At 40.6% G+C, this 20,284-nt stretch carries 21 protein-coding genes; 15 read left to right on the forward strand and 6 right to left on the reverse strand.

The features are described 5' to 3' along the window. Positions 1-55 precede the first annotated feature (55 nt). A complete protein-coding gene (locus ACORHT_RS00315; RefSeq protein WP_434350242.1) occupies positions 56-1,222 on the reverse strand; it encodes a CynX/NimT family MFS transporter in 1,167 nt (388 codons plus the stop codon). 218 nt (positions 1,223-1,440) lie between these two features. Here ACORHT_RS00315 and ACORHT_RS00320 point away from each other — a divergent pair, with 218 nt between their 5' ends. The 4 genes from ACORHT_RS00320 to ACORHT_RS00335 all read left to right on the forward strand — a co-directional run bounded on the left by ACORHT_RS00320 (position 1,441) and on the right by ACORHT_RS00335 (position 5,396). Then, entirely contained in the window at positions 1,441-2,271 is an 831-nt protein-coding gene (locus ACORHT_RS00320) for a glycosyltransferase (RefSeq protein WP_434350243.1), read from the forward strand. Positions 2,272-2,353: 82 nt separating this feature from the next. Next, on the forward strand, positions 2,354-4,204 hold the full coding sequence (locus ACORHT_RS00325) for a polysaccharide biosynthesis protein (protein WP_434350244.1): 1,851 nt from the start codon (positions 2,354-2,356) through the stop codon (positions 4,202-4,204). A 163-nt stretch (positions 4,205-4,367) separates the two neighbouring features. After that, positions 4,368-4,808, forward strand: a complete 441-nt coding sequence (locus ACORHT_RS00330) for a DUF805 domain-containing protein (RefSeq protein ID WP_434350245.1) — start codon at positions 4,368-4,370, stop codon at positions 4,806-4,808. Between the two features lie 174 nt (positions 4,809-4,982). Then, positions 4,983-5,396, forward strand: coding sequence for a DUF805 domain-containing protein (locus ACORHT_RS00335; RefSeq protein ID WP_434350246.1), 414 nt, complete (start codon positions 4,983-4,985; stop codon positions 5,394-5,396). Positions 5,397-5,486: 90 nt separating this feature from the next. On the opposite strand, the gene ACORHT_RS00340 is transcribed toward ACORHT_RS00335, so the two are convergent. From ACORHT_RS00340 to sdaAB, 3 genes are read right to left on the reverse strand one after another with little or no spacing between them, the layout of a single operon-like run. After that, complete coding sequence (locus ACORHT_RS00340; RefSeq protein ID WP_434350247.1) at positions 5,487-6,128, reverse strand: HAD hydrolase-like protein; 642 nt, start codon at positions 6,126-6,128, stop codon at positions 5,487-5,489. A gap of 23 nt (positions 6,129-6,151) precedes the next feature. Then, positions 6,152-7,024 carry an L-serine ammonia-lyase, iron-sulfur-dependent, subunit alpha gene (gene sdaAA / locus ACORHT_RS00345; protein ID WP_414321727.1) on the reverse strand — a complete coding sequence of 291 codons (873 nt, stop codon included), beginning with the start codon at positions 7,022-7,024 and terminating at the stop codon, positions 6,152-6,154. Positions 7,025-7,032: 8 nt separating this feature from the next. Next, positions 7,033-7,704 (reverse strand): L-serine ammonia-lyase, iron-sulfur-dependent subunit beta, encoded by a 672-nt coding sequence (gene sdaAB, locus ACORHT_RS00350; RefSeq protein WP_075228981.1) that lies wholly within the window; start codon positions 7,702-7,704, stop codon positions 7,033-7,035. A 241-nt stretch (positions 7,705-7,945) separates the two neighbouring features. Between sdaAB and ACORHT_RS00355 the strand changes: the two genes are divergently transcribed. Further along, on the forward strand, positions 7,946-8,572 hold the full coding sequence (locus ACORHT_RS00355) for a LysM peptidoglycan-binding domain-containing protein (RefSeq protein ID WP_434350248.1): 627 nt from the start codon (positions 7,946-7,948) through the stop codon (positions 8,570-8,572). 51 nt (positions 8,573-8,623) lie between these two features. Here ACORHT_RS00355 and ACORHT_RS00360 read toward each other — a convergent pair whose 3' ends face one another. Next, positions 8,624-9,487, reverse strand: a complete 864-nt coding sequence (locus ACORHT_RS00360) for a helix-turn-helix domain-containing protein (RefSeq protein WP_414294569.1) — start codon at positions 9,485-9,487, stop codon at positions 8,624-8,626. A 764-nt stretch (positions 9,488-10,251) separates the two neighbouring features. Here ACORHT_RS00360 and ACORHT_RS00365 point away from each other — a divergent pair. Both ACORHT_RS00365 and ACORHT_RS00370 read left to right on the forward strand, forming a co-directional pair. Next, complete coding sequence (locus ACORHT_RS00365) at positions 10,252-10,380, forward strand: hypothetical protein (RefSeq protein ID WP_434350249.1); 129 nt, start codon at positions 10,252-10,254, stop codon at positions 10,378-10,380. Next, on the forward strand, positions 10,377-10,592 hold the full coding sequence (locus ACORHT_RS00370; RefSeq protein WP_084954284.1) for a hypothetical protein: 216 nt from the start codon (positions 10,377-10,379) through the stop codon (positions 10,590-10,592). The genes ACORHT_RS00365 and ACORHT_RS00370 overlap by 4 nt, the downstream gene beginning before the upstream one ends. A 178-nt stretch (positions 10,593-10,770) precedes the next feature. On the opposite strand, the gene ACORHT_RS00375 is transcribed toward ACORHT_RS00370, so the two are convergent. Beyond that, entirely contained in the window at positions 10,771-11,574 is an 804-nt protein-coding gene (locus tag ACORHT_RS00375; protein WP_414284730.1) for a hypothetical protein, read from the reverse strand. A 306-nt stretch (positions 11,575-11,880) separates the two neighbouring features. Between ACORHT_RS00375 and mnmA the strand changes: the two genes are divergently transcribed. The 8 genes from mnmA (at position 11,881) to ACORHT_RS00415 (ending at position 20,283) form a co-directional block, all read left to right on the forward strand. After that, entirely contained in the window at positions 11,881-13,002 is a 1,122-nt protein-coding gene (gene mnmA / locus ACORHT_RS00380) for a tRNA 2-thiouridine(34) synthase MnmA (RefSeq protein WP_049504854.1), read from the forward strand. A gap of 65 nt (positions 13,003-13,067) precedes the next feature. Beyond that, the gene (locus ACORHT_RS00385; RefSeq protein ID WP_414284732.1) at positions 13,068-13,454 is read left to right on the forward strand and encodes an SseB family protein; all 387 of its coding nucleotides are present in this window, start codon (positions 13,068-13,070) and stop codon (positions 13,452-13,454) included. A 149-nt stretch (positions 13,455-13,603) separates the two neighbouring features. Beyond that, positions 13,604-14,059 (forward strand): NUDIX hydrolase, encoded by a 456-nt coding sequence (locus ACORHT_RS00390; RefSeq protein WP_434350250.1) that lies wholly within the window; start codon positions 13,604-13,606, stop codon positions 14,057-14,059. Positions 14,060-14,067: 8 nt separating this feature from the next. Further along, positions 14,068-15,984, forward strand: coding sequence for a tRNA uridine-5-carboxymethylaminomethyl(34) synthesis enzyme MnmG (gene mnmG / locus ACORHT_RS00395; RefSeq protein WP_434350251.1), 1,917 nt, complete (start codon positions 14,068-14,070; stop codon positions 15,982-15,984). 88 nt (positions 15,985-16,072) lie between these two features. Beyond that, complete coding sequence (locus ACORHT_RS00400) at positions 16,073-16,207, forward strand: hypothetical protein (RefSeq protein WP_414321720.1); 135 nt, start codon at positions 16,073-16,075, stop codon at positions 16,205-16,207. Positions 16,208-16,251: 44 nt separating this feature from the next. Further along, a complete protein-coding gene (locus tag ACORHT_RS00405; RefSeq protein ID WP_434350252.1) occupies positions 16,252-17,805 on the forward strand; it encodes a damage-inducible protein CinA in 1,554 nt (517 codons plus the stop codon). Between the two features lie 118 nt (positions 17,806-17,923). Beyond that, a complete protein-coding gene (gene nrdD, locus ACORHT_RS00410; protein WP_434350253.1) occupies positions 17,924-20,131 on the forward strand; it encodes an anaerobic ribonucleoside-triphosphate reductase in 2,208 nt (735 codons plus the stop codon). 11 nt (positions 20,132-20,142) lie between these two features. Beyond that, entirely contained in the window at positions 20,143-20,283 is a 141-nt protein-coding gene (locus ACORHT_RS00415; RefSeq protein WP_000521609.1) for a hypothetical protein, read from the forward strand. The last annotated feature ends 1 nt before the right edge of the window (position 20,284 follow it).

A 20,284-nucleotide genomic window follows, 5' to 3' on the forward strand; every position in this document is an offset into this window, starting at 1 on the left:
GACTCAGTCTGGCTTTCAAAGTATATTTATTTGTGGCAAATTCTAAAAACTTTTTTTAGAGTATTTTCTCAGTTTTATCCACTATAAAGAGGGCGACCGTCATGATGACATCAATGATGAGGAGAGCCAGTACGGCTGGGATCCAAGAATGGAACATGTCAAAACTATAGCCAAACAAGGTAGGACCGATGGCTGCTAAAATGTAGCCTCCGGTCTGGGCAAGTCCAGATAATTGGGCAGTTTTTTCAGGCGAGCTGGTTTTGATGGAGAAACAAACCATGAGATAAGGAAAGAAAGCGCTACAAGCAGTACCAATCAAAAGATGGGCAACTAGCCAATAGACGAAACTTGTGCTTGGGTAGAGAAGCATAGCAATTCCTAGCATCCCAGCTAGGGAGAGGACAGCCAGCATGATTTGACGGTGACGATTGGACAAACGAGTTGTTAAACTTGGAATGGTCATCGAGAAGGGGATACTGATCAGTGAAAAGATAGAAGCTAGAAGACCAGCGTCCGTGTGAGACAGTCCTGCACCGGTGGCCATGGTTGGTAACCAAGTCATGCTAGTATAAAAGAGGAGGGATTGAAGTCCACCAAAAACGATGATGGCCCAGACATTTTTATTTTTTAAGATATTCTCTTTCTCTTGTTTTTTCTCATGTCCTTCTAGAAAATGATTGTGACCATGGTTGGGCAACCAGACCACTAAAGTTAGTAGGCAGACCAAGGATAGAAATAGAATTAAGCCTTTCCAAGATGTCGCCTGAGTAATGGGGACAGAGAAATAGGAAGCAAGAGCTGTTGCGATTCCCATGGAAGTCACATATACTGTTGTCAGGAGGCTAATCTTTTGTGGGTAGTTGGCCTGAATGGCGCTAGGAAGGAGTACGTTAAAGATAGCAATACTTGCTCCGATGAGTAGGGTTCCCAGATAAAGCAATGGGAGATTGAAGATACGAATGACTGAACCTATGGTCAATACGATAAGGCTATAGGTAAAAAGGTGCTCGAGTCCAATCTTTTGAGCTAAACGAGTCGCAAAAGAGGAGAAGAGGGCAAACATCAAGAGAGGAAGGCTGGTCAAAACACCAAGTGAGCTGACCTCAACTCCTAAACCTTGAGCTATGTCACCTAAAATAGTTGGCAAAGCTGTGAAAGGAGCTCTTAAGACCGCTCCGATTAAGATAATTCCTAGAATAAAAAAGAGTGAACGTTTTTTCATGTGAACCTCTCTAAGATGATTTTGATAACAGCTTATTTTAAGTTTTTTTTCAAGAGATGTCAAGCTAGAGTAGGGAGATTCGGTTTTTACTTGAGCTAAATAACAGTAAAGAAGGATGAGTTGTTTACTAGTTTTTTTCTGGGATTCAAATAAAAATAGGAAAGTCGGAAAATTTGTGATAAAATAGTGGAAGAAAATCTATACATTGGAGAAAAACTGTGTCTGAAAATCGGAAATTTAGTGTCTTGATGTCAGTCTATATCAAAGAAAATCCTACTTTTTTGGAAGAAGCGGTAGAGAGTATCTTACATCAAACGCTCAAACCTAGCGAAGTGGTTATCGTCGAAGACGGTCCATTGACACCTGAACTCTATCAAGTTTTGGAAAAATTGACAGCACAGTCAAGTATTCCAATTAAACGCTGTTCACTTGAACAAAACCGTGGACTGGGATTAGCGCTTCAGTATGGCGTCTTACAGTGCCAATATGACGTCATTGCTCGTATGGATACGGATGATATTGCTGTCGAAGACCGTTTCGAACAACAGTTTGACTTGATGGAAAAGGAAAACTTGGACTTGCTGGGAGGTCATATCGCAGAATTCATTGACCAACCTGATGAAATAGCGTCCTATCGTCGCGTTCCTATCAATCACGAAGAGATAGTCGCCTACCAACGCATGAGAAGTGCCTTCAATCACATGACGGTCATGTTCAAAAAAGAGATGGTTTTAAAAGCAGGCAACTATGAAGATGGTCTTTATATGGAAGATGACCTGCTTTGGCTCAATATGATTAGCGCTGGTGCTCGGACTGGAAATGTGGATCAAATTCTTTGTAAGGTGCGCGTGGGAGCAGGAATGTTTGAACGCCGTGGAGGTCTTCGCTATCTCAAACTCTATCGCCAAGCACGCCAAAGAATGCACGCACGTGGACAGATTTCTTATGGCGAATATCTGAAAAGTGTTTTAATCCAAGTTGTCGTTGCTCTATGTCCGGGATTTGTGCGACAGTTTATATTTTTAAAGCTATTGAGAAAAAGCAAATAGCTCATCAGTTTAAAAAAATATCTTGTAATTATATCTTGTAATTACTAGAAAATGTGATTTTGTGTAGGAGGATACCATTCACATGAACAAAAAAATGACAGATTATGTAATTGATCTGGTTGAAGTACTAAATAAACAACAAAAACAAGTCTTTTGGGGTATTTTTGATGCTACCAGCATGATTTCCTCTATCATTGTTTCTTATATTTTATTTTATGGATTGATCAATCCAGCACCTGTGGACTATGTCATCTATACTAGCTTGACCTTCTTGTTCTATCAGATTATGATTGGATTTTGGGGGCTCAATGCCAGCATCAGTCGCTATAGCAAAATCACAGACTTTATGAAGATATTCATCGGAGTAAGTATCAGCAGTGTCTTGTCTTATCTTATTTGCTACGCCTTCTTGCCACTTTTCTCTGTGCGTTTCATTGTCCTCTTTATCTTGCTCAGCACCTTCTTGATCTTACTTCCTCGTATCACTTGGCAGTTGATCTATTCTAGACGTAAAAAGGGTGATGGAGAAGGGGAACACCGTCGTACCTTCTTGATTGGTGCTGGGGACGGTGGAGCTCTCTTTATGAACAGCTACCAACATCCTACGAGTGATCTTGAGTTAGTCGGTATTTTGGATAATGATGAAAAGAAAAAAGGTCAGAAGCTCGGTGGTATTCCAGTTTTAGGTTCCTATGATCAGTTGCCAGAATTGGCCAAACGTCATCAGATTGAGAAAGTCATTGTTGCGATCCCTTCCCTTGATCCGTCAGAATATGAGCGCATCTTGAAAATGTGTAACCAACTTGGCTTGAAGTGTTATAAGATGCCCAAGATTGAGTCGGTTGTCCAAGGTATCCATCCGCAAGTGGGTGGCTTCCAAAAGATTGATATTACGGACCTTTTGGGACGTAAAGAAATTAAACTTGATGAGTCACGCCTAGGATCAGAAATTACTGGTAAAACTATCCTGGTGACAGGTGCAGGAGGCTCCATCGGTTCTGAAATTTGTCGTCAGGTTAGTCGCTTCAATCCAGAGCGCGTAGTCCTTTTGGGGCACGGGGAAAATTCGATTTATCTGATTTATCATGAATTGATTCGTAGCTTTCAAGGAATTGACTATGTTCCTGTGATTGCAGATATTCAAGACTATGATCGCTTACTTCAAGTATTTGAGAAGTATGAACCAGCTATTGTTTACCACGCTGCTGCCCATAAGCACGTGCCGATGATGGAACGTAATCCCAAAGAAGCCTTTAAAAATAACATCCTAGGAACTTATAATGTTGCCAAGGCAGTTGATGCTGCTAAGGTGCCGAAGATGGTTATGATTTCGACAGATAAGGCTGTTAATCCACCGAACGTTATGGGAGCTACCAAACGTGTGGCAGAGTTGATTGTTACAGGATTCAACCAACGTAGCCAGTCTACCTATTGTGCGGTTCGTTTTGGGAATGTTCTTGGTAGTCGTGGTAGTGTGATTCCAGTCTTTGAGCGTCAGATTGCAGAGGGTGGCCCGGTGACCGTAACAGACTTCCGTATGACTCGTTACTTTATGACCATTCCAGAAGCTAGTCGTTTGGTTATCCATGCAGGAGCTTATGCCAAAGATGGAGAAGTCTTCATCCTTGATATGGGTCAACCTGTTAAGATTTATGATTTGGCCAAGAAAATGGTTCTTCTCAGTGGGCGTACTGAAAATGAAATTCCGATTGTAGAAGTGGGGATCCGTCCAGGTGAAAAACTCTATGAGGAGTTGCTAGTATCAACCGAATTAGTGGATAATCAAGTCATGGATAAGATTTTTGTGGGCAAGGTTAATGTCATGCCACTTGAAGTCATCGATCAAAAGATTGAAGAATTCCGTGCCTTGCGAGGTTCTGAGTTGAAGCAAGCCATTATCGGTTTTGCCAATGAAACAACTCACACTGATTAAAAACAAAACTAAGGTATTATCTCTGGAACTCTTTTTGATAGGAGGGAAGGGATAGTATCTTTTTTTCTAGATTTGGAGAGATTTTCAGAGTTTTTTGAACAAACTTGTTATTAGTGAACAGATATGATAAACTATAGTAAATAAAAAAATTAGGGAGTAACTTATGATTAACGCATATAAAAGTTTTTTTAAAGGTTATGTAGATTTCACAGGCCGTTCAACACGTTCAGAGTATTGGTGGATTTGGCTAACAAACATACTACTTCTTATCCCTCTTTATTCAGCATACTTTAATGCTATATTTAGCGAAGGAGAAGAGGGTGCTTTTCTTGCCTTGGGTGGACTCGCTATTGTCTATATGATTTTCGGTCTTGCCCTAATCTTACCTATGTTAGCTTTGACAGTTCGCCGTCTCCGTGATGCTGGTTTTCACTGGGCTCTGATTTTTGTACATTTTATTCCCGTGGTTGGAGGAATTGCTTTACTAGTCTTGTTAGCTATGCCAAGCAAGGAAGTAGAGGTAGTAACCCTTAATAAAGCTGAAGAAGTTGAAGTTGAAGAACTTGTGGAAGTTTCACCTTTCGAAGAACCAGACAACAAATAGGATAGTCAAACTTTACCATCTATTTAGCTGACTAGTATTCTTCCTACGATTAGATAAACCACTAACACTCCCATATCCATTTGTGGATTGAGGAGTGTTTTATTTGTAAATATTTGTGATTTCTAGCAGTATCTGATAGACTAAAATATACAACTAAATAATTAGGAGTAACTTATGATTCGGGCATATAAAAATTTCTTTAAAGGCTATGCAGATTTTACAGGTCGTTCAACACGTTCAGACTTTTGGTGGGTTTGGCTGATGAATAGTATTTTGTTCCTCCCCCTTTATATATTCTATTTTCAAATGGCATTGAAGGATTCCCGAGAAACAGATCCTATTTTAGGAGTAGCAATCATAAGTGTTTATATGATTTTAGCTATAGTGTTATTTACACCAAGCCTTGCTGTAAAAGTTCGCCGTTTGCGTGATGCAGGTCTTCACTGGGCCTTCATCTTCCTTCACTTCGTTCCAATGGGTGGTATCGCTCTTTTGGTCTTGCTAGCTATGCCCACTAAGGAAGTAGAAATAGTCACTATCGATAGATCTAAAGAAGTTGAAGCCGAAGAAGTTTCCCCTTTTGAATAATGTAACCAATGTGAGGAAAGGCATTTTTCCTAGTCAAGTACAGATAAAAAGACTCCCAAGTCTAGGATGCTAGATTTGGGAGTCTTTTGCTTAATCTTTCTTCTGTAAATGCCTTAAAATATCCTCTGTTTGGTGAGCAATCCAGTCAGGGTCATAGCTCATGAGGTCTTTCTCTTCACCGAATCCCCAAGTTACTGCTAGTTTTTTAAGGCCCGTTTCTTGGGCACCAATCATATCAAACTTGGTATCTCCGATAATAACGACCGTTTCAGGAGCTAGATGATGGGTTTCCAGAGCCTGACGAATGACATCTGCCTTGTGCAAGGCTTGAGGACTTGAACCATAGATGCCATCAAAGAAGTGGTCAATCTCAAAATTACTAGTCATATCGAGAGCGGTTGGTGTATTCTTCGTAGTGGTGATATAGAGAGGATATTGTTCAGCTAGTTCTATGAGTAAATCTTTGATATGAGGATAAAGCTGTGCTTCGTAAACACCCTTTTCCTTATAGTAGGAGCGATAAAGCTGGATAGCTTGTTCAATCTGCTCAGGTGGTAAGCAAGTGGCAAAGCTGGTTTCTAGCGGAGGACCCATAAAACCACGAATAGTCTTGGCATCAGGACTTGTCACTCCCAGTTGCTCAAAGGTATAGGTGAAACCATTGTGAATGCCGATAGAACTGTCCACGAGTGTTCCATCTAAATCGAAAAAAATAGCAGAAATTGATGACATATACTCTCCTAGTTATTTTGAAATTATTCGCCGAAGATTTCTTTTTGAAGGCGACGGCCTGTCGGTGTGGCAGCAAGGCCTCCCTCAGCTGTTTCACGGAAGGCAGTTGGCAGGCTAGAACCTACTTGATACATGGCGTCAATGACCTCATCAACTGGGATTTTTGATTCAATACCAGCCAGAGCCATATCGGCTGCGATGAAGGCAAAGCTTGCTCCCATAGCGTTACGCTTGACACAAGGAACTTCAACTAAACCTGCAACTGGGTCACAAATGAGACCGAGCATATTTTTAATGACAAAAGCCAAGGCCTGGCTCGCTTGATAAGGTGTTCCGCCTGCAGCTAGAGTTAGGGCAGCGGCACTCATGGCTGAAGCTGAACCGACTTCGGCCTGGCAGCCACCTTCGGCTCCCGAGATAGAAGCGTTATTAGCAATGACGAGCCCAAAAGCACCGGCAGCAAAGAGAAAGTCTAGTTGTTGTTCATGCGTTAAATCTAACTTTTGAATAGCAGATGTGAGAACGGCTGGAAGACAGCCGGCACTACCAGCGGTAGGAGTTGCACAAACGAGCCCCATCTTGGCGTTGTGTTCATTAACGGCGATAGCATTCCGAGCAGCAGACAAGACAGTTAAGTCTGATAAGGTCTTTCCTTTTTTGATGTAGTGGTCTAGTTTGGCAGCATCTCCACCTGTTAAGCCACTACGAGATTTCTTCTCGCTAAGTCCGAGTTCTACAGAAGCTTTCATGACTTCAAGGTTGCGTTCCATGAGAAGGAGAACTTCTTCGCGTTCACGACCAGTCAATTCAAACTCAGTCCTAATCATGAGCTCAGCGACATTTCCTTGAAAATCTAAGTCGGCTTGTTGGACTAATTCTTTGATAGAATAAAACATAGTTCCTCCTATTGAAAGAAATTGACATTGTGCAGATGAGGAATTTTACGAATTTCTTCGATAGATTCGTCACAGTTGCGACTATCAACTTCGATAATCATAATGGCTTTCTCACCAGCCTTTTCTCGGGTCACATTCATCTGAGCGATGTTGATATCAAAGCGAGAGAGAGCTTCTGTCACGTGAGCAATCATACCAGGAACATCCTGATGGACAATGATGATAGTAGGAGTATTCATATTAAGGGATACCGCAAAACCATTGAGCTCTGTCACCTGGATATTACCACCACCGATTGAAATTCCTGTTACACTGATAGTCTTACGATCATTCTTCACAGTGATTTTCGTAGTGTTTGGATGAGGTGCGTTGCTATCTTTTTGGATAGTCCAGACGATTTTGATGCCACGCTTGTGGGCGATTTCTAAACTGTTAGGGATTTCTGGATCATCTGTATCCATTCCTAAGATTCCAGCTACAAGGGCAAGGTCTGTCCCGTGTCCACGATAGGTTTTTGCAAAAGAGTTAAAAAGTTGGAATTCGACCTCGGTAGGAGTATCGTCAAAGATAGATGAGACGATTTTCCCGATTCGAACAGCTCCTGCTGTATGACTACTAGACGGCCCAATCATGACTGGCCCAATAATATCAAAGACAGATTGAAAACGAAGTGATTGCATCTGTTTCCCCTTCAAAAGATTCTTACCTCTATTATATCAAAGATTAGATGCAAGCGCTCAATTCCATTATCAAATATCTAGAATCCCCATAAAGACTATAAAATCAAGCCTTTTGTAACAAAAAAAGGCTATTTAAGTGAAATAAAACATAGTCTTGTAATATTTCTACATAAAAACGTCAAGAAACAGTAATAATAGTAGGGTATGATGGAAATATAAGAAAGAAGGAGAAACTTTTTAAATGAAATCAACTATTAAAACAAAATTTGCAGGATTGGCAGTCGTACTTGCTTTCCTTGCACCATCACTAACTTTTGCGCAAGAGACAACGACTTACACAGTTAAAGCTGGTGACACTCTTTCAGAAATTGCAGAAACACACAACACAACTGTTGAAAAATTGGCTGAATTGAATAATATTGAAAATACTGACCTTATCTTTGTAGACCAAGTCTTGATTATTGATGGTCCAGCTGCTGCAGTAGCTGCAACGACTTCAACAACCTATGAGGCTCCAGCTACAACAGAGGCAACTACTGAAGCTGTAACTTACGAAGCAGAAGCAACTGAAACAACAACTTATGAAGCACCAGCAGCACCAGTTGTGGAAGAAAGCTACACTGCTCCAGCAGCAACAGTAAGCGGATCAGAAGCAGAAGCCAAAGAATGGATCGCTCAAAAAGAATCAGGCGGTAGCTACACAGCTACAAATGGACGTTACATCGGACGTTACCAATTGACAGATTCATACTTGAACGGCGACTACTCAGCAGAAAACCAAGAACGTGTAGCAGATGCCTACGTTGCAGGACGTTACGGTTCATGGACTGCAGCTAAGAACTTCTGGCTTAACAACGGTTGGTATTAAGAACTAACTAGCAGAATAAGATGCAAAAGTCGAGGGATTTCCTCGACTTTTTTATATTTCCTTTGCTTGATAACAGGTCTCTACTTCCTTTTTGAGGTGAGATAGCATTGAGGTTTCATTAGTTAACTCCAGAAGGGAGAAGCCCTTTTGAATAAGATGATCATTACTAGTACAAATACCTATTCGAACATAGGCGATAGCTAAAATATCGTATCTTTTCTTTTTCTTGGCATCCTCTAGTAAGGTGTAGCAGATTTGTTGACAGGTATTTTTATCTTGATTGTACAAGTAAATGGTGGACAGATTGAGTAGGATTGTCATTCGTAATTCATATAAATGTCGATAGTTTTTATATTCTTCCAAGCGCTGCAAGATTTGTTCAGTGATGAGGTGGAGGTGTTCGATGGGAAAGCTAAAAAGTATGGTATTGAGGATTTTTAGGTCACCTTCATACCATGTATCTTGTTTTTCAATTTTTTCCCAAAGCTTTTTGACCGTTTGTTCCACTTGGATTGAAAGCTGTCCTGTTCCATGTTGACGGATATAAATAACAACTTCCAGCATATCTCTGATTTCCTCTATAGGGAGATCGTGATGGACCTTGAGATAGTCTTGGCATGTTTCAAATAAGTTGACTAGACTACTGGTACCAAAGATGGAACTCGTATTGAGATAGGTTTGCATGATTTCTGTTCGCTGGCTTGGCTGATAGAGATGGCAGATGTATTCAAACTCTTCAAAACTCATATTGATTTGACGGAGAAGAAACTCCATGTTTTCATATTTGGGAGTTGCCTTGCCACTTTCAAACTTGGAAAGGCTGGTTCTTGAAAGGCCATTTCCACAGACCTCTTCTTGTGTCAATCCTTTTGACTCACGTATGTCTTTATATACTTTCCCGAAATCATAGCGCATGATTTCCTCCTTTTCGTGAAAAAAGTTAACAGTAAATAGAATTCTATTAAATATATTGTATCATAAGAATATAGAAAGTAAATAAGAGGTATCATGTAGCTAGAAAATAATAGATTGGAGGTTGTTTCAATGCGTAAAAATAAAGATCTATTTCGGGTAATCATTGTCTTTGTGGCAGGGGTTATTTTGATTCTAGCAACCCCAGTGTTATTTAGAGTTGTTATAGAACTACTGTCAAAATAAAATCTGCATTGGTTAGATTCATTAGGATTTAAAATCATTACATGAGAGCTTCTGGATAAATTTAATTTGCTGTAAGATTTGCTTATTTCATCAATTGCTTTTAGTTAGAATCCTGATTTTTAATTTACCATATTTGTATTCACAGAAGTTCTAATCAAGACATTAAAGTGGATATCATGAGAAGAAAATAAGAAAGGTGATTTTATCTATAGTAGGTAGAACCTAAAAAATAAATTATGATTCATTTAAAATTTTATATCAAATCCGTTCTTTGTTCATTGGTATTTTTTATCCTTTTAATTCTTTTTATTAAAAATATATATTACCCTGCTCTAAAGATAACTATTGAAGTTATTATGACGTTTTCGATAGGTAGTCTTTGTTATGCTATTTTTTGTAAAACAAATCGTGCTGCTTTTCTGCCAATTTCGGTTGTTTTATTTTTGCTGACTCTCTATTTGCTGGATGTATAGTGTTTTAGTAGGAACTTTGTCAGTTTGCATTTTTCTCTTGGAGAAATTATGACGATTGAAATTTTAGTGGCATTAAGTGGAGTAAATTTGCTGTCAAGATTTTTCAAAAAAAGAGAAGTCAATAGATTTGCTAGTGGATTATTAAAACGAAAGATAAAATTGGGATATTTAAAATGAAACATTTTTTTGCAGGAATTGGTGAAATTCATTTTTTGTCATTTTTATTATATCTAAGCATGTCTACTAGTCCAATTATTGGACTAGTGATTGGATATACTAAAATAAATCTAATAAATTCTATTATTATAGCTCTTGGTATGATATTGGCATTAATTTTGGTATTATCAAGAGTGTACAGAAAATATTTTTATAGAGACGATGATGACTAAAGTTTTTATCAATAATTGGTTCCATAATATCTATAGGTAATTTATCCACTACAAATATTATAGAGCCCTAAAAAAGAGCAGTTTAAGGCTCTTTTTGTGTGTTTACATTTGATGAGAGATCATTATAAACATTGGTGTTGAGGGCTTACAAGTTTATGGGATTTCGCCATCTAGATTATTAGTTAGACGAATTGGTTGTATCGCTATTAGACTCTGATTGAGAACCTGAAGAATCAGCAGTTTGACCTCCTGTATTAGCGCCATTATCTCCTCCACTGCTAGCACTATCAGTGGAGTATTGGTCCGTTGCAGGTGTTTGGGAATTAGATATTCTTCCATTTATTTCTGGATAGCTTTGAATATAGCTACTATCTTCTGAGCGGCTGGCTTCTAGTCCGGCATCTCTAGTAGTCGTTTCTGTTTGGGTAGTTTTTTCTTCTTCTTTTTTGGTCAAGACTTCAACTTGTTTTTGGAATTTAGAGATTAGTTCTTGAATTGGTTTTATCTTTTCTTCAAGAGCAGCTTGGTCGCTGGCAGAATTAATGTTTTTAATGATGTCTATTATTTTTTGCAAGGAAGTGATGGCTGTCTCAAGTGTTTGTTTATCTTGAAACTGGCTATCAGAATCCTTTATATCTAATTTCAAAGCTTTTTCACTATAATGATTTGTGACTTTATCGGTAGTAGAAGCGAGAAAGTCTGCTAATGTCTTTTTGCCTTCATCAGTAGTTGGTTTTAATTCTTGAATTTTTTTCCAATCTTCTATAATGGTTTCAGAATCAATATTGAAGTCTTTAATGGCGTTTTTTACTTGTTCGACATCTTGTTGATTTTTTTGTTGTTTGATGAGAGCAACGTTCCCTCTCTCTGCTTGGCTTTTTTCTTGATGGAGGACTAAGCCTGTCAAAAGTCCAATACCTGCAATAAGTGTAATAATAAAAATAGTATTTTTTGATTTTAGAATATCTTTGTAGTTGTTCACATTAGTCCTACGCACATGGGATGATGGTGTATATATGGAATCATGTGCGCATTCCTCCTTATTAAAGTATATCATTTTTAGTTGATTTTAAAAATAAGTTTTTAAAGAGAATAGAGATTTAGGAATGAATTGATTTCTTTTGTATCCTGATTTTCATGTATTGACAGAAGAGGTTGATAGATTATCAGCCTCTTCCTTGTCTTCTCTATCTAAGCATGTTATAATGAAAACTGCTCAAACGACCTTCAATCGTGATAGCAAACACGACCTTCAATCGTGAATAAACGAATAGATGGGAGAACTACCATGAGTGATAACTCTAAAACACGTGTTGTCGTGGGGATGAGTGGTGGTGTTGATTCGTCGGTGACGGCTCTCTTGCTCAAGGAGCAGGGCTACGACGTGATCGGTATCTTCATGAAGAACTGGGACGACACAGATGAAAACGGCGTCTGTACGGCGACCGAAGATTACAAGGATGTGGCTGCGGTAGCAGACCAACTTGGCATTCCTTACTACTCTGTCAATTTTGAAAAAGAGTACTGGGACCGCGTTTTTGAGTATTTTCTAGCGGAATACCGTGCAGGGCGCACGCCAAATCCAGATGTTATGTGTAACAAGGAGATCAAGTTCAAGGCCTTTTTGGACTATGCCATGACCTTGGGAGCCGATTATGTAGCGACTGGGCACTATGCCCGTGTGGCGCGTGATGAGGATGGCATCGTTCACATGCTTCGTGGCGTGGACAATGGCAAGGATCAGACCTATTTCCTCAGCCAACTTTCACAAGAACAACTCCAAAAGACTATGTTCCCTTTGGGACATTTGGAAAAACCTGAAGTTCGCAGACTAGCAGAAGAAGCAGGCCTTGCGACTGCTAAGAAGAAAGATTCAACAGGAATTTGCTTTATCGGAGAAAAGAACTTTAAAGAATTTCTCAGCAACTACCTACCAGCCCAGCCTGGTCGAATGATGACTGTGGATGGTCGCGATATGGGTGAGCATGCTGGTCTGATGTACTATACGATCGGTCAGCGTGGCGGACTCGGGATCGGTGGACAACACGGCGGTGATAATGCTCCTTGGTTTGTTGTCGGCAAAGATTTGAGCCAGAACATTCTCTATGTAGGCCAAGGCTTCTACCATGATTCGCTCATGTCGACTAGCTTAGAAGCTAGTCAGGTCCACTTTACTCGTGATATGCCAGAGGAATTTACATTAGAATGTACGGCTAAATTCCGCTACCGTCAGCCTGACTCTAAAGTGACTGTTCATGTCAAAGGAGACAAGGCAGAGGTCATTTTCGCGGAACCGCAACGCGCCATTACACCAGGACAGGCAGTTGTCTTCTACGACGGTGAAGAATGTCTCGGTGGCGGTTTGATTGACAATGCCTACCGTGATGGCAAGGTTTGTCAGTACATTTAAGAGCTTCTAAGAGGAATGAGAATGTTTCAGTTTTTTAAGAAAAAAACGGCTAAAAAAAAAAGTCAATGACTCTCTCAGACTATAAGAAAGCGTATTTGAGGGAGAAAACGACAGAATCGATAGAGGCCTTGTTTAAGGAATTGAAGCAAGCTAAAGTCTGGGTTCCCTTCAATCCTTCTCTGATGGATGGGAGTGACGGACAAGAAGGTGCTCGTCTAAAGCCGGATATTCTGCAAAAGGGAGATGACTACTTTTATCCTTGCTTCTTAGAAATTCAGGACATCCCCAAGGACTATTATGACCGATTTTCTTGGTTGCAGTTACCTCTTGTGGACTGTTTGTTTGCTGCGGAAGGGATGGGGAGTTTTCCTGTGAGAGGGATTGTTCTAGATGCCTTCTCTGACCCAGTTGAGATTGACAAAGGAGCTTTTGAAGTAATTCGCCAATCATAGTACATATAGATTGACAAATTTTCTCAATCTGCTACAATAATAAAAGCAATAGAAATGATGGTCAAAGCTCATGGATGTTGCAGGCTTTTTTGTCCTGCACTTCTTACGAGTTTTGACTGTTTTTGTGTCGTTTAAGGGAAAGGACAAGAATGACTCAGCAAGACTTTCGGACAAAAGTGGGAAATACGGTTTTTGGCGTTCGGGCGACAGCTTTGATTCTTCAAAATGGCAAGATCCTAGTCACCAAAGACAGGGGGAAGTATTACACTATCGGCGGTGCGATTCAAGTCAATGAGAGAACGGAAGACGCGTTAGTCCGTGAAGTGAGGGAAGAACTGGGTGTCAAAGCTCAAGCTGGGCAACTAGCTTTTGTAGTTGAAAATCGTTTTGAACAGGACGGTATTTTCTATCACAACATCGAGTTTCATTATCTAGTGGATTTGCTTGAGGATGCTCCATTGACCATGCAGGAAGATGAGAAAAGGCAGCCCTGTGAATGGATTGATTTGGACCAGCTCCAGAATATCCAGCTCGTTCCAGCTTTTTTAAAAACAGCTTTGCCAGCTTGGGACGGCCAACTAAGACACATTCATTTTGAGGAATAGGAGAGAAAATGACTTATAATTTTACGGAAGAATACGATATTATTGTAATCGGTGCGGGACACGCTGGGGTCGAGGCTTCCTTGGCCGCTAGCCGTATGGGTTGTAAGGTCTTGCTTGCGACCATCAACATTGAAATGCTTGCTTTCATGCCTTGTAATCCGTCTATCGGTGGTTCCGCTAAAGGGATTGTCGTGCGTGAAGTCGACGCTCTCGGTGGAGAAATGGCTAAGACCATTGACAAGACTTATATCCAGATGAAGATGCTTAACACTGGGAAAGGTCCAGCAGTTCGAGCTCTTCGTGCGCAGGCTGACAAGGAGCTTTACTCTAAGGAAATGCGCAAGACGGTTGAAAATCAAGAAAATCTAACCCTTCGTCAAACCATGATTGATGAGATTTTGGTGGAAGATGGCAAGGTTGTCGGTGTTCGTACAGCTACCCATCAGGAATATGCTGCCAAGGCTGTTATCGTGACCACAGGGACAGCCCTCCGTGGGGAAATCATCATCGGAGACCTCAAGTACTCATCAGGTCCAAATCACAGCCTAGCTTCTATTAACCTTGCTGACAACCTCAAGGAACTTGGTCTCGAAATCGGTCGTTTCAAGACAGGAACCCCTCCACGTGTCAAGGCTTCTTCAATCAACTACGATGTGACAGAGATTCAGCCAGGAGACGAAGCGCCAAATCACTTCTCATACACTTCACGTGATGAGGACTATGTCAAAGACCAAGTTCCATGCTGGTTAACCTACACTAATGGTACCAGTCATGAGATTATCCAAAACAATCTCCACCGTGCGCCTATGTTTACAGGTGTGGTCAAGGGGGTAGGACCTCGCTACTGTCCGTCGATTGAGGATAAGATTGTTCGCTTTGCGGATAAGGAACGCCACCAACTCTTCCTAGAACCAGAAGGTCGCAATACAGAGGAAGTTTATGTCCAAGGGCTTTCAACCAGCCTGCCTGAGGATGTGCAACGTGAATTGGTTCATTCTATCAAAGGTTTGGAAAATGCAGAAATGATGCGAACTGGTTATGCTATTGAGTATGACATGGTCTTGCCTCATCAGTTGCGTGCAACTCTAGAGACCAAGAAAATCTCTGGACTTTTCACTGCTGGTCAGACAAATGGAACGTCAGGTTACGAAGAAGCAGCAGGCCAAGGGATTATCGCTGGTATCAATGCGGCTCTGAAAATCCAAGGCAAGCCTGAGTTGATTTTGAAGCGAAGCGACGGTTATATCGGGGTCATGATTGATGACTTGGTGACCAAGGGAACCATTGAACCCTACCGTCTCTTGACCAGTCGTGCTGAATACCGTCTTATTCTCCGCCATGACAATGCTGATATGCGTTTGACAGAGATGGGACGCGAGATTGGCCTTGTGGATGATGAACGCTGGGCTCGTTTTGAAATCAAGAAAAATCAATTTGACAATGAGATGAAGCGCCTAGATAGTATCAAACTCAAGCCAGTCAAGGAAACCAATGCTAAGGTTGAAGCGATGGGCTTTAAACCGTTGACCGATGCAGTGACAGCCAAGGAATTCCTTCGCCGTCCAGAAGTTTCTTACCAAGATGTGGTAGCCTTCATCGAACCAGCTGCAGAGGACTTGGATGACAAGATTATCGAATTGATTGAAACAGAAATCAAGTACGAAGGTTATATTTCCAAAGCCATGGATCAGGTTGCCAAGATGAAACGCATGGAAGAAAAACGTATTCCAGCCAACATCGACTGGGATGACATTGATTCCATTGCGACAGAAGCGCGTCAGAAATTTAAACTCATCAATCCAGAAACCATCGGCCAAGCTAGCCGTATCTCGGGAGTAAACCCAGCAGATATCTCCATTTTGATGGTGTATCTGGAAGGTAAAAATCGTAGTATTTCAAAAAATTTAGAAAAAAAGGCTGACTAAAGACAAAGTGCTGAATTCTCTTTTAGGGAATTCAGTTTTTTTGATAGATTGCTTCTCTTTTTTTCGAATAAAGAGAAAAGGAGAAGAGATGATAACAGTAGAAGAAAAAAATTTTTTAGAAGCCTATAAAAAGGCATCTTATCACCGTTTTTATGAGATTGAACGCTTCGCTAGTCTCTATAAAAAGCTGAATAAATGTCCTCAGCAGGCTGACAAGAACTAGACTTTTTGATATACTAGAACAAATCAAAATCTAGGAGAGAATGAATGAACGTATATGGCAGATTAGAAGACGAACCAACTCCAACTTGGACTGGAAATCAAGAAAATTCAGCTGGGGGAGAGGAGCGAGAAGAGTTTGAAACACGACAATCTGCTCGCTTACCATTGTTTAAAATCTTAATTTGGAGCACTTTAGCGGTACTTGTATCTGTAGTTCTTCCTTTTGTGCTAGGATTGACCAGTCCAGAGCAGGCTCAGGATTTCTATATTGGATGGGCAATGCACCAAGGAGGAGAAATCTACACAGACTATTTTGGAACGAGTGGTCTCCTCTATTATTTCCTACAGTATCTAGCTAAAGGTAGCCTTTTATTTGCGGCCTTTAATTGGCTTGCTTTAGTGGGCGCTGGAATTTTTCTTTTTCGTTCAACCTATGACTTGACGAAAGAGGACGAGCAGTCGCGACAAGTGTTGACGATTTTTTACCTTCTTGCTGGAGGTCTTAGCTTTGGTGGTGGCTATGCCACAATTCTTGCCCTTCCATTTTTATTCTACGCCCTAAACTTAGTCACAACCTATTTTGCAGAATCTAATCATGACAAAGGTTTCTTGCGTATCGGGATGAGTTTGGCTCTAGCATTTTTCTTCGCCCCTCTAGTCACAACTTTATATGCTCTGGTCTTATTCTTTGCTTTGTTAGCCTTTAATATTGGGCGTGGTTACTGGGCTCGCGGCTTTTATCAATTTCTTGCGGTTGGTCTAGGATTTTCACTCTTCTTTTATCCAATCGGTTACTACACAGTTTATAAAGGGAGCTTCGGGAGTGCTATTAGTCAAATTCTCTATCCAATTGATAGTTTGAGTTTTATGTCCAACCCTGGTCTGCTAGATAATCTCCTCTTTTATGGATTATTGGCAATCGGTCTTGGAGGATTGACCCTGGTGTTTGCAGGCTTTTTCCAGTCTAAATCAAGCAAGCAATATGTCTTATCTATATTTGCTGCGCTTGCTCTTGTACTATCACTAGGCTTGGAAATTTTCTCTACTGAACCGATCCATGGAAGTCGTCTAGCTGAGTTGCTTCCTTTCATGTCCATTTTGTTGTTGACTCGAATTCGTGCCAATGATGCAGAGGGAGTGAGTCGTCGTAGAAGATATAGTGAAGCTCCTTCAGTATGGGCAATCTTCCTCAAAGGAAATGCTTACCTGCCTATCTTGGCCCTTGCTTACCTATTCTTGGCACCTTTAGTAGCGCGCTATGTCCTTCACCCAGAACAATATCAAGAACGCGCTCGTATGGAAACTACGGTTAAAGGACAAACACAGGCAACCGATCGTATTTATATATGGGATGATCTTGCTAATGGTTATAAGACTAGTGAACGTTTAGCAGCTAGTCAGTTACTAACACCGAAATTACATACAGCTTTATCTGAAAATCATACCAAGCTTGTAAATGATCTACGTGATAACCAGCCTAAAGTGATTGTGGTCAATACAAAAACAGCTCTCTGGACGGAAGTGGAACAGCTTCTAGCAGAAAGCTACCAACCAGTTCAAAGTGAATTCAAAGACTTTAAACTTTACAAATTAAAATAAAACAATCAATATCTAGTGTAAATTTTATGAAAATAGGAATTTTGACACTAGATATTGATTTTTATTTTTTTAGTGATATAATACTTTTTAGATACTAGTTTTAGAAAAGAGCCTGGAAATGATTGTATTAGAAGAGAAAATAAGCCCTGATCCAACCTTATTCGTTGAAAAGCGCGACGGTAGACGCGTCATTTTTGATGTGGATAAAATTGACAAAGCGCTTCATAAGGCCGCTGAAAAGGTTATGGATGTAACTCCTTTGGTCGAAAAACGTCTAAGTAGTTTGATTGAACGTATTGTAGAAGAGATTCATAGCCGCTTTCCTCAAGGTGTAAAAATCTATGAAATCCAAAATATCGTAGAACACGAGTTGTTGGAAGTTAAAGAATATGCCTTGGCAGAGGAATATATCACCTATCGGACACAAAGGGATTTTGAGCGCTCAAAAGCAACAGATATTAACTTCAGTATCCATAAACTTCTCAACAAAGACCAGGCAGTTGTCAATGAGAATGCTAATAAAGATAGTGATGTTTTTAATACCCAGCGTGATTTGACGGCAGGGATTGTTGGGAAATCAATCGGTCTTCAAATGCTTCCTAAGCACGTAGCTAATGCCCACCAAAAAGGGGATATCCACTATCATGATTTGGACTATAGCCCCTACACCCCTATGACTAACTGCTGTTTGATTGATTTCAAGGGCATGTTGGAAAATGGTTTTAAGATTGGGAATGCTGAGGTAGAGAGTCCCAAGTCTATCCAAACTGCGACAGCGCAGATTTCACAAATCATCGCTAACGTTGCATCAAGTCAGTATGGAGGCTGTTCAGCAGACCGTATCGATGAGGTCTTGGCTCCTTATGCAGAGAAAAATTACCAAAAACACCTCAAAGATGCAGAGGAGTGGGTTTTACCTGACAAGCGTGAGGAGTACGCCTGGAAGAAAACCCAAAAAGATATCTATGATGCCATGCAATCTCTAGAGTATGAAATCAATACTCTCTTCACTTCAAATGGGCAAACACCCTTTACTTCTCTTGGTTTTGGTCTAGGAACCAATCGTTTTGAACGCGAAATTCAAAAGGCTATCTTGAACATTCGAATCAAGGGGTTGGGATCAGAACACCGTACAGCTATCTTCCCTAAATTGATCTTCACTCTTAAAAGAGGACTTAACTTGGAGGAAGGTTCACCGAACTACGACATCAAGCAGTTGGCGCTCGAATGCGCAACTAAGCGCATGTACCCGGATGTCTTGTCTTATGATAAGATTGTCGAGTTGACTGGTTCTTTCAAAGTTCCGATGGGATGCCGTTCATTCCTTCAAGGATGGAAGGATGAAAATGGAGTTGAAGTTAACTCTGGCCGTATGAACCTAGGGGTCGTGACGGTCAATCTGCCTCGTATTGCTCTCGAATCAGAAGGCGACATGAATAAGTTCTGGGAAATTTTCAATGAGCGCATGAACATTGCGGAAGATGCTCTAGTTTATCGTGTCGAAAGAACCAAGGAAGCCACTCCAGCTAATGCACCAATTCTTTATCAATATGGTGCCTTCGGACGTCGTCTTGGGAAGGAAGAAAGTGTTGACGAGCTCTTTAAGAACCGTCGTGCTACTGTTTCGCTTGGCTACATTGGGCTTTATGAAGTAGCGACAGTATTCTTTGGCAATCATTGGGAAAGCAATCCAGAAGCTAAAGAATTCACCCTTGATATCATTCGAGATATGAAACATCGAGTGGAAGAGTGGTCAGACCAATATGGGTATCACTTTTCTATTTATTCAACACCGTCTGAGAGTTTGACGGACCGATTCTGCCGTTTAGATGCTGAGAAATTTGGCTCTATTCCAGATATTACAGATAAAGAATACTACACAAATTCCTTCCATTATGATGTGCGTAAAAATCCAACTCCTTTTGAAAAACTAGATTTTGAAAAGGTTTATCCAGAAGCGGGTGCATCAGGTGGATTCATCCACTACTGTGAGTATCCAGTTCTCCAACAAAATCCAAAGGCCTTGGAAGCTGTTTGGGATTATGCTTATGACCGTGTAGGTTATCTCGGAACCAATACTCCAATTGACCGCTGTTACAAGTGTGATTTTGAAGGAGATTTTGAGCCGACAGAGAGAGGATTTGCTTGTCCTAACTGTGGGAATAATGATCCTAAAACAGTAGATGTTGTTAAACGGACCTGTGGTTATCTTGGGAATCCACAAGCTCGTCCGATGGTTAATGGGCGTCATAAGGAAATTGCTGCGCGTGTGAAACACATGAACGGTTCTACTATCAAAACAGCAGGACATGAAGTAAGAAGTTAGAAAGAAATAGAATGGGAAAATATCAATTAGACGATAAGGGCAAGGCCTTGGTTCAACGGTTCCACGAGAAACATTCAAAAGGTGGAGGCAATAAAAAAGACCGAGTGGCTAGCCTAAGAGAGCAATTTTTAAATAAGAATAAGAAAAAGTGAG

It is taken from the genome of Streptococcus sp. KHUD_014, assembly GCF_051106275.1.
GTDB lineage: Bacteria > Bacillota > Bacilli > Lactobacillales > Streptococcaceae > Streptococcus.

Excerpts from the sequence above, each read along its gene's own strand:
- ACORHT_RS00315 (WP_434350242.1), bottom strand. The coding sequence starts at position 1,222 with ATGAAAAAACGTTCACTCTTTTTTATTCTAGGAATTATCTTAATCGGA.
- ACORHT_RS00325 (WP_434350244.1), top strand. The coding sequence starts at position 2,354 with ATGAACAAAAAAATGACAGATTATGTAATTGATCTGGTTGAAGTACTA.
- ACORHT_RS00330 (WP_434350245.1), top strand. The coding sequence starts at position 4,368 with ATGATTAACGCATATAAAAGTTTTTTTAAAGGTTATGTAGATTTCACA.
- ACORHT_RS00335 (WP_434350246.1), top strand. The coding sequence starts at position 4,983 with ATGATTCGGGCATATAAAAATTTCTTTAAAGGCTATGCAGATTTTACA.
- ACORHT_RS00340 (WP_434350247.1), bottom strand. The coding sequence starts at position 6,128 with ATGTCATCAATTTCTGCTATTTTTTTCGATTTAGATGGAACACTCGTG.
- sdaAA (WP_414321727.1), bottom strand. The coding sequence starts at position 7,024 with ATGTTTTATTCTATCAAAGAATTAGTCCAACAAGCCGACTTAGATTTT.
- sdaAB (WP_075228981.1), bottom strand. The coding sequence starts at position 7,704 with ATGCAATCACTTCGTTTTCAATCTGTCTTTGATATTATTGGGCCAGTC.
- ACORHT_RS00355 (WP_434350248.1), top strand. The coding sequence starts at position 7,946 with ATGAAATCAACTATTAAAACAAAATTTGCAGGATTGGCAGTCGTACTT.
- ACORHT_RS00360 (WP_414294569.1), bottom strand. The coding sequence starts at position 9,487 with ATGCGCTATGATTTCGGGAAAGTATATAAAGACATACGTGAGTCAAAA.
- ACORHT_RS00365 (WP_434350249.1), top strand. The coding sequence starts at position 10,252 with ATGACGATTGAAATTTTAGTGGCATTAAGTGGAGTAAATTTGCTGTCA.
- ACORHT_RS00370 (WP_084954284.1), top strand. The coding sequence starts at position 10,377 with ATGAAACATTTTTTTGCAGGAATTGGTGAAATTCATTTTTTGTCATTT.
- mnmA (WP_049504854.1), top strand. The coding sequence starts at position 11,881 with ATGAGTGATAACTCTAAAACACGTGTTGTCGTGGGGATGAGTGGTGGT.
- ACORHT_RS00385 (WP_414284732.1), top strand. The coding sequence starts at position 13,068 with ATGACTCTCTCAGACTATAAGAAAGCGTATTTGAGGGAGAAAACGACA.
- ACORHT_RS00390 (WP_434350250.1), top strand. The coding sequence starts at position 13,604 with ATGACTCAGCAAGACTTTCGGACAAAAGTGGGAAATACGGTTTTTGGC.
- mnmG (WP_434350251.1), top strand. The coding sequence starts at position 14,068 with ATGACTTATAATTTTACGGAAGAATACGATATTATTGTAATCGGTGCG.
- ACORHT_RS00400 (WP_414321720.1), top strand. The coding sequence starts at position 16,073 with ATGATAACAGTAGAAGAAAAAAATTTTTTAGAAGCCTATAAAAAGGCA.
- ACORHT_RS00405 (WP_434350252.1), top strand. The coding sequence starts at position 16,252 with ATGAACGTATATGGCAGATTAGAAGACGAACCAACTCCAACTTGGACT.
- nrdD (WP_434350253.1), top strand. The coding sequence starts at position 17,924 with ATGATTGTATTAGAAGAGAAAATAAGCCCTGATCCAACCTTATTCGTT.
- ACORHT_RS00415 (WP_000521609.1), top strand. The coding sequence starts at position 20,143 with ATGGGAAAATATCAATTAGACGATAAGGGCAAGGCCTTGGTTCAACGG.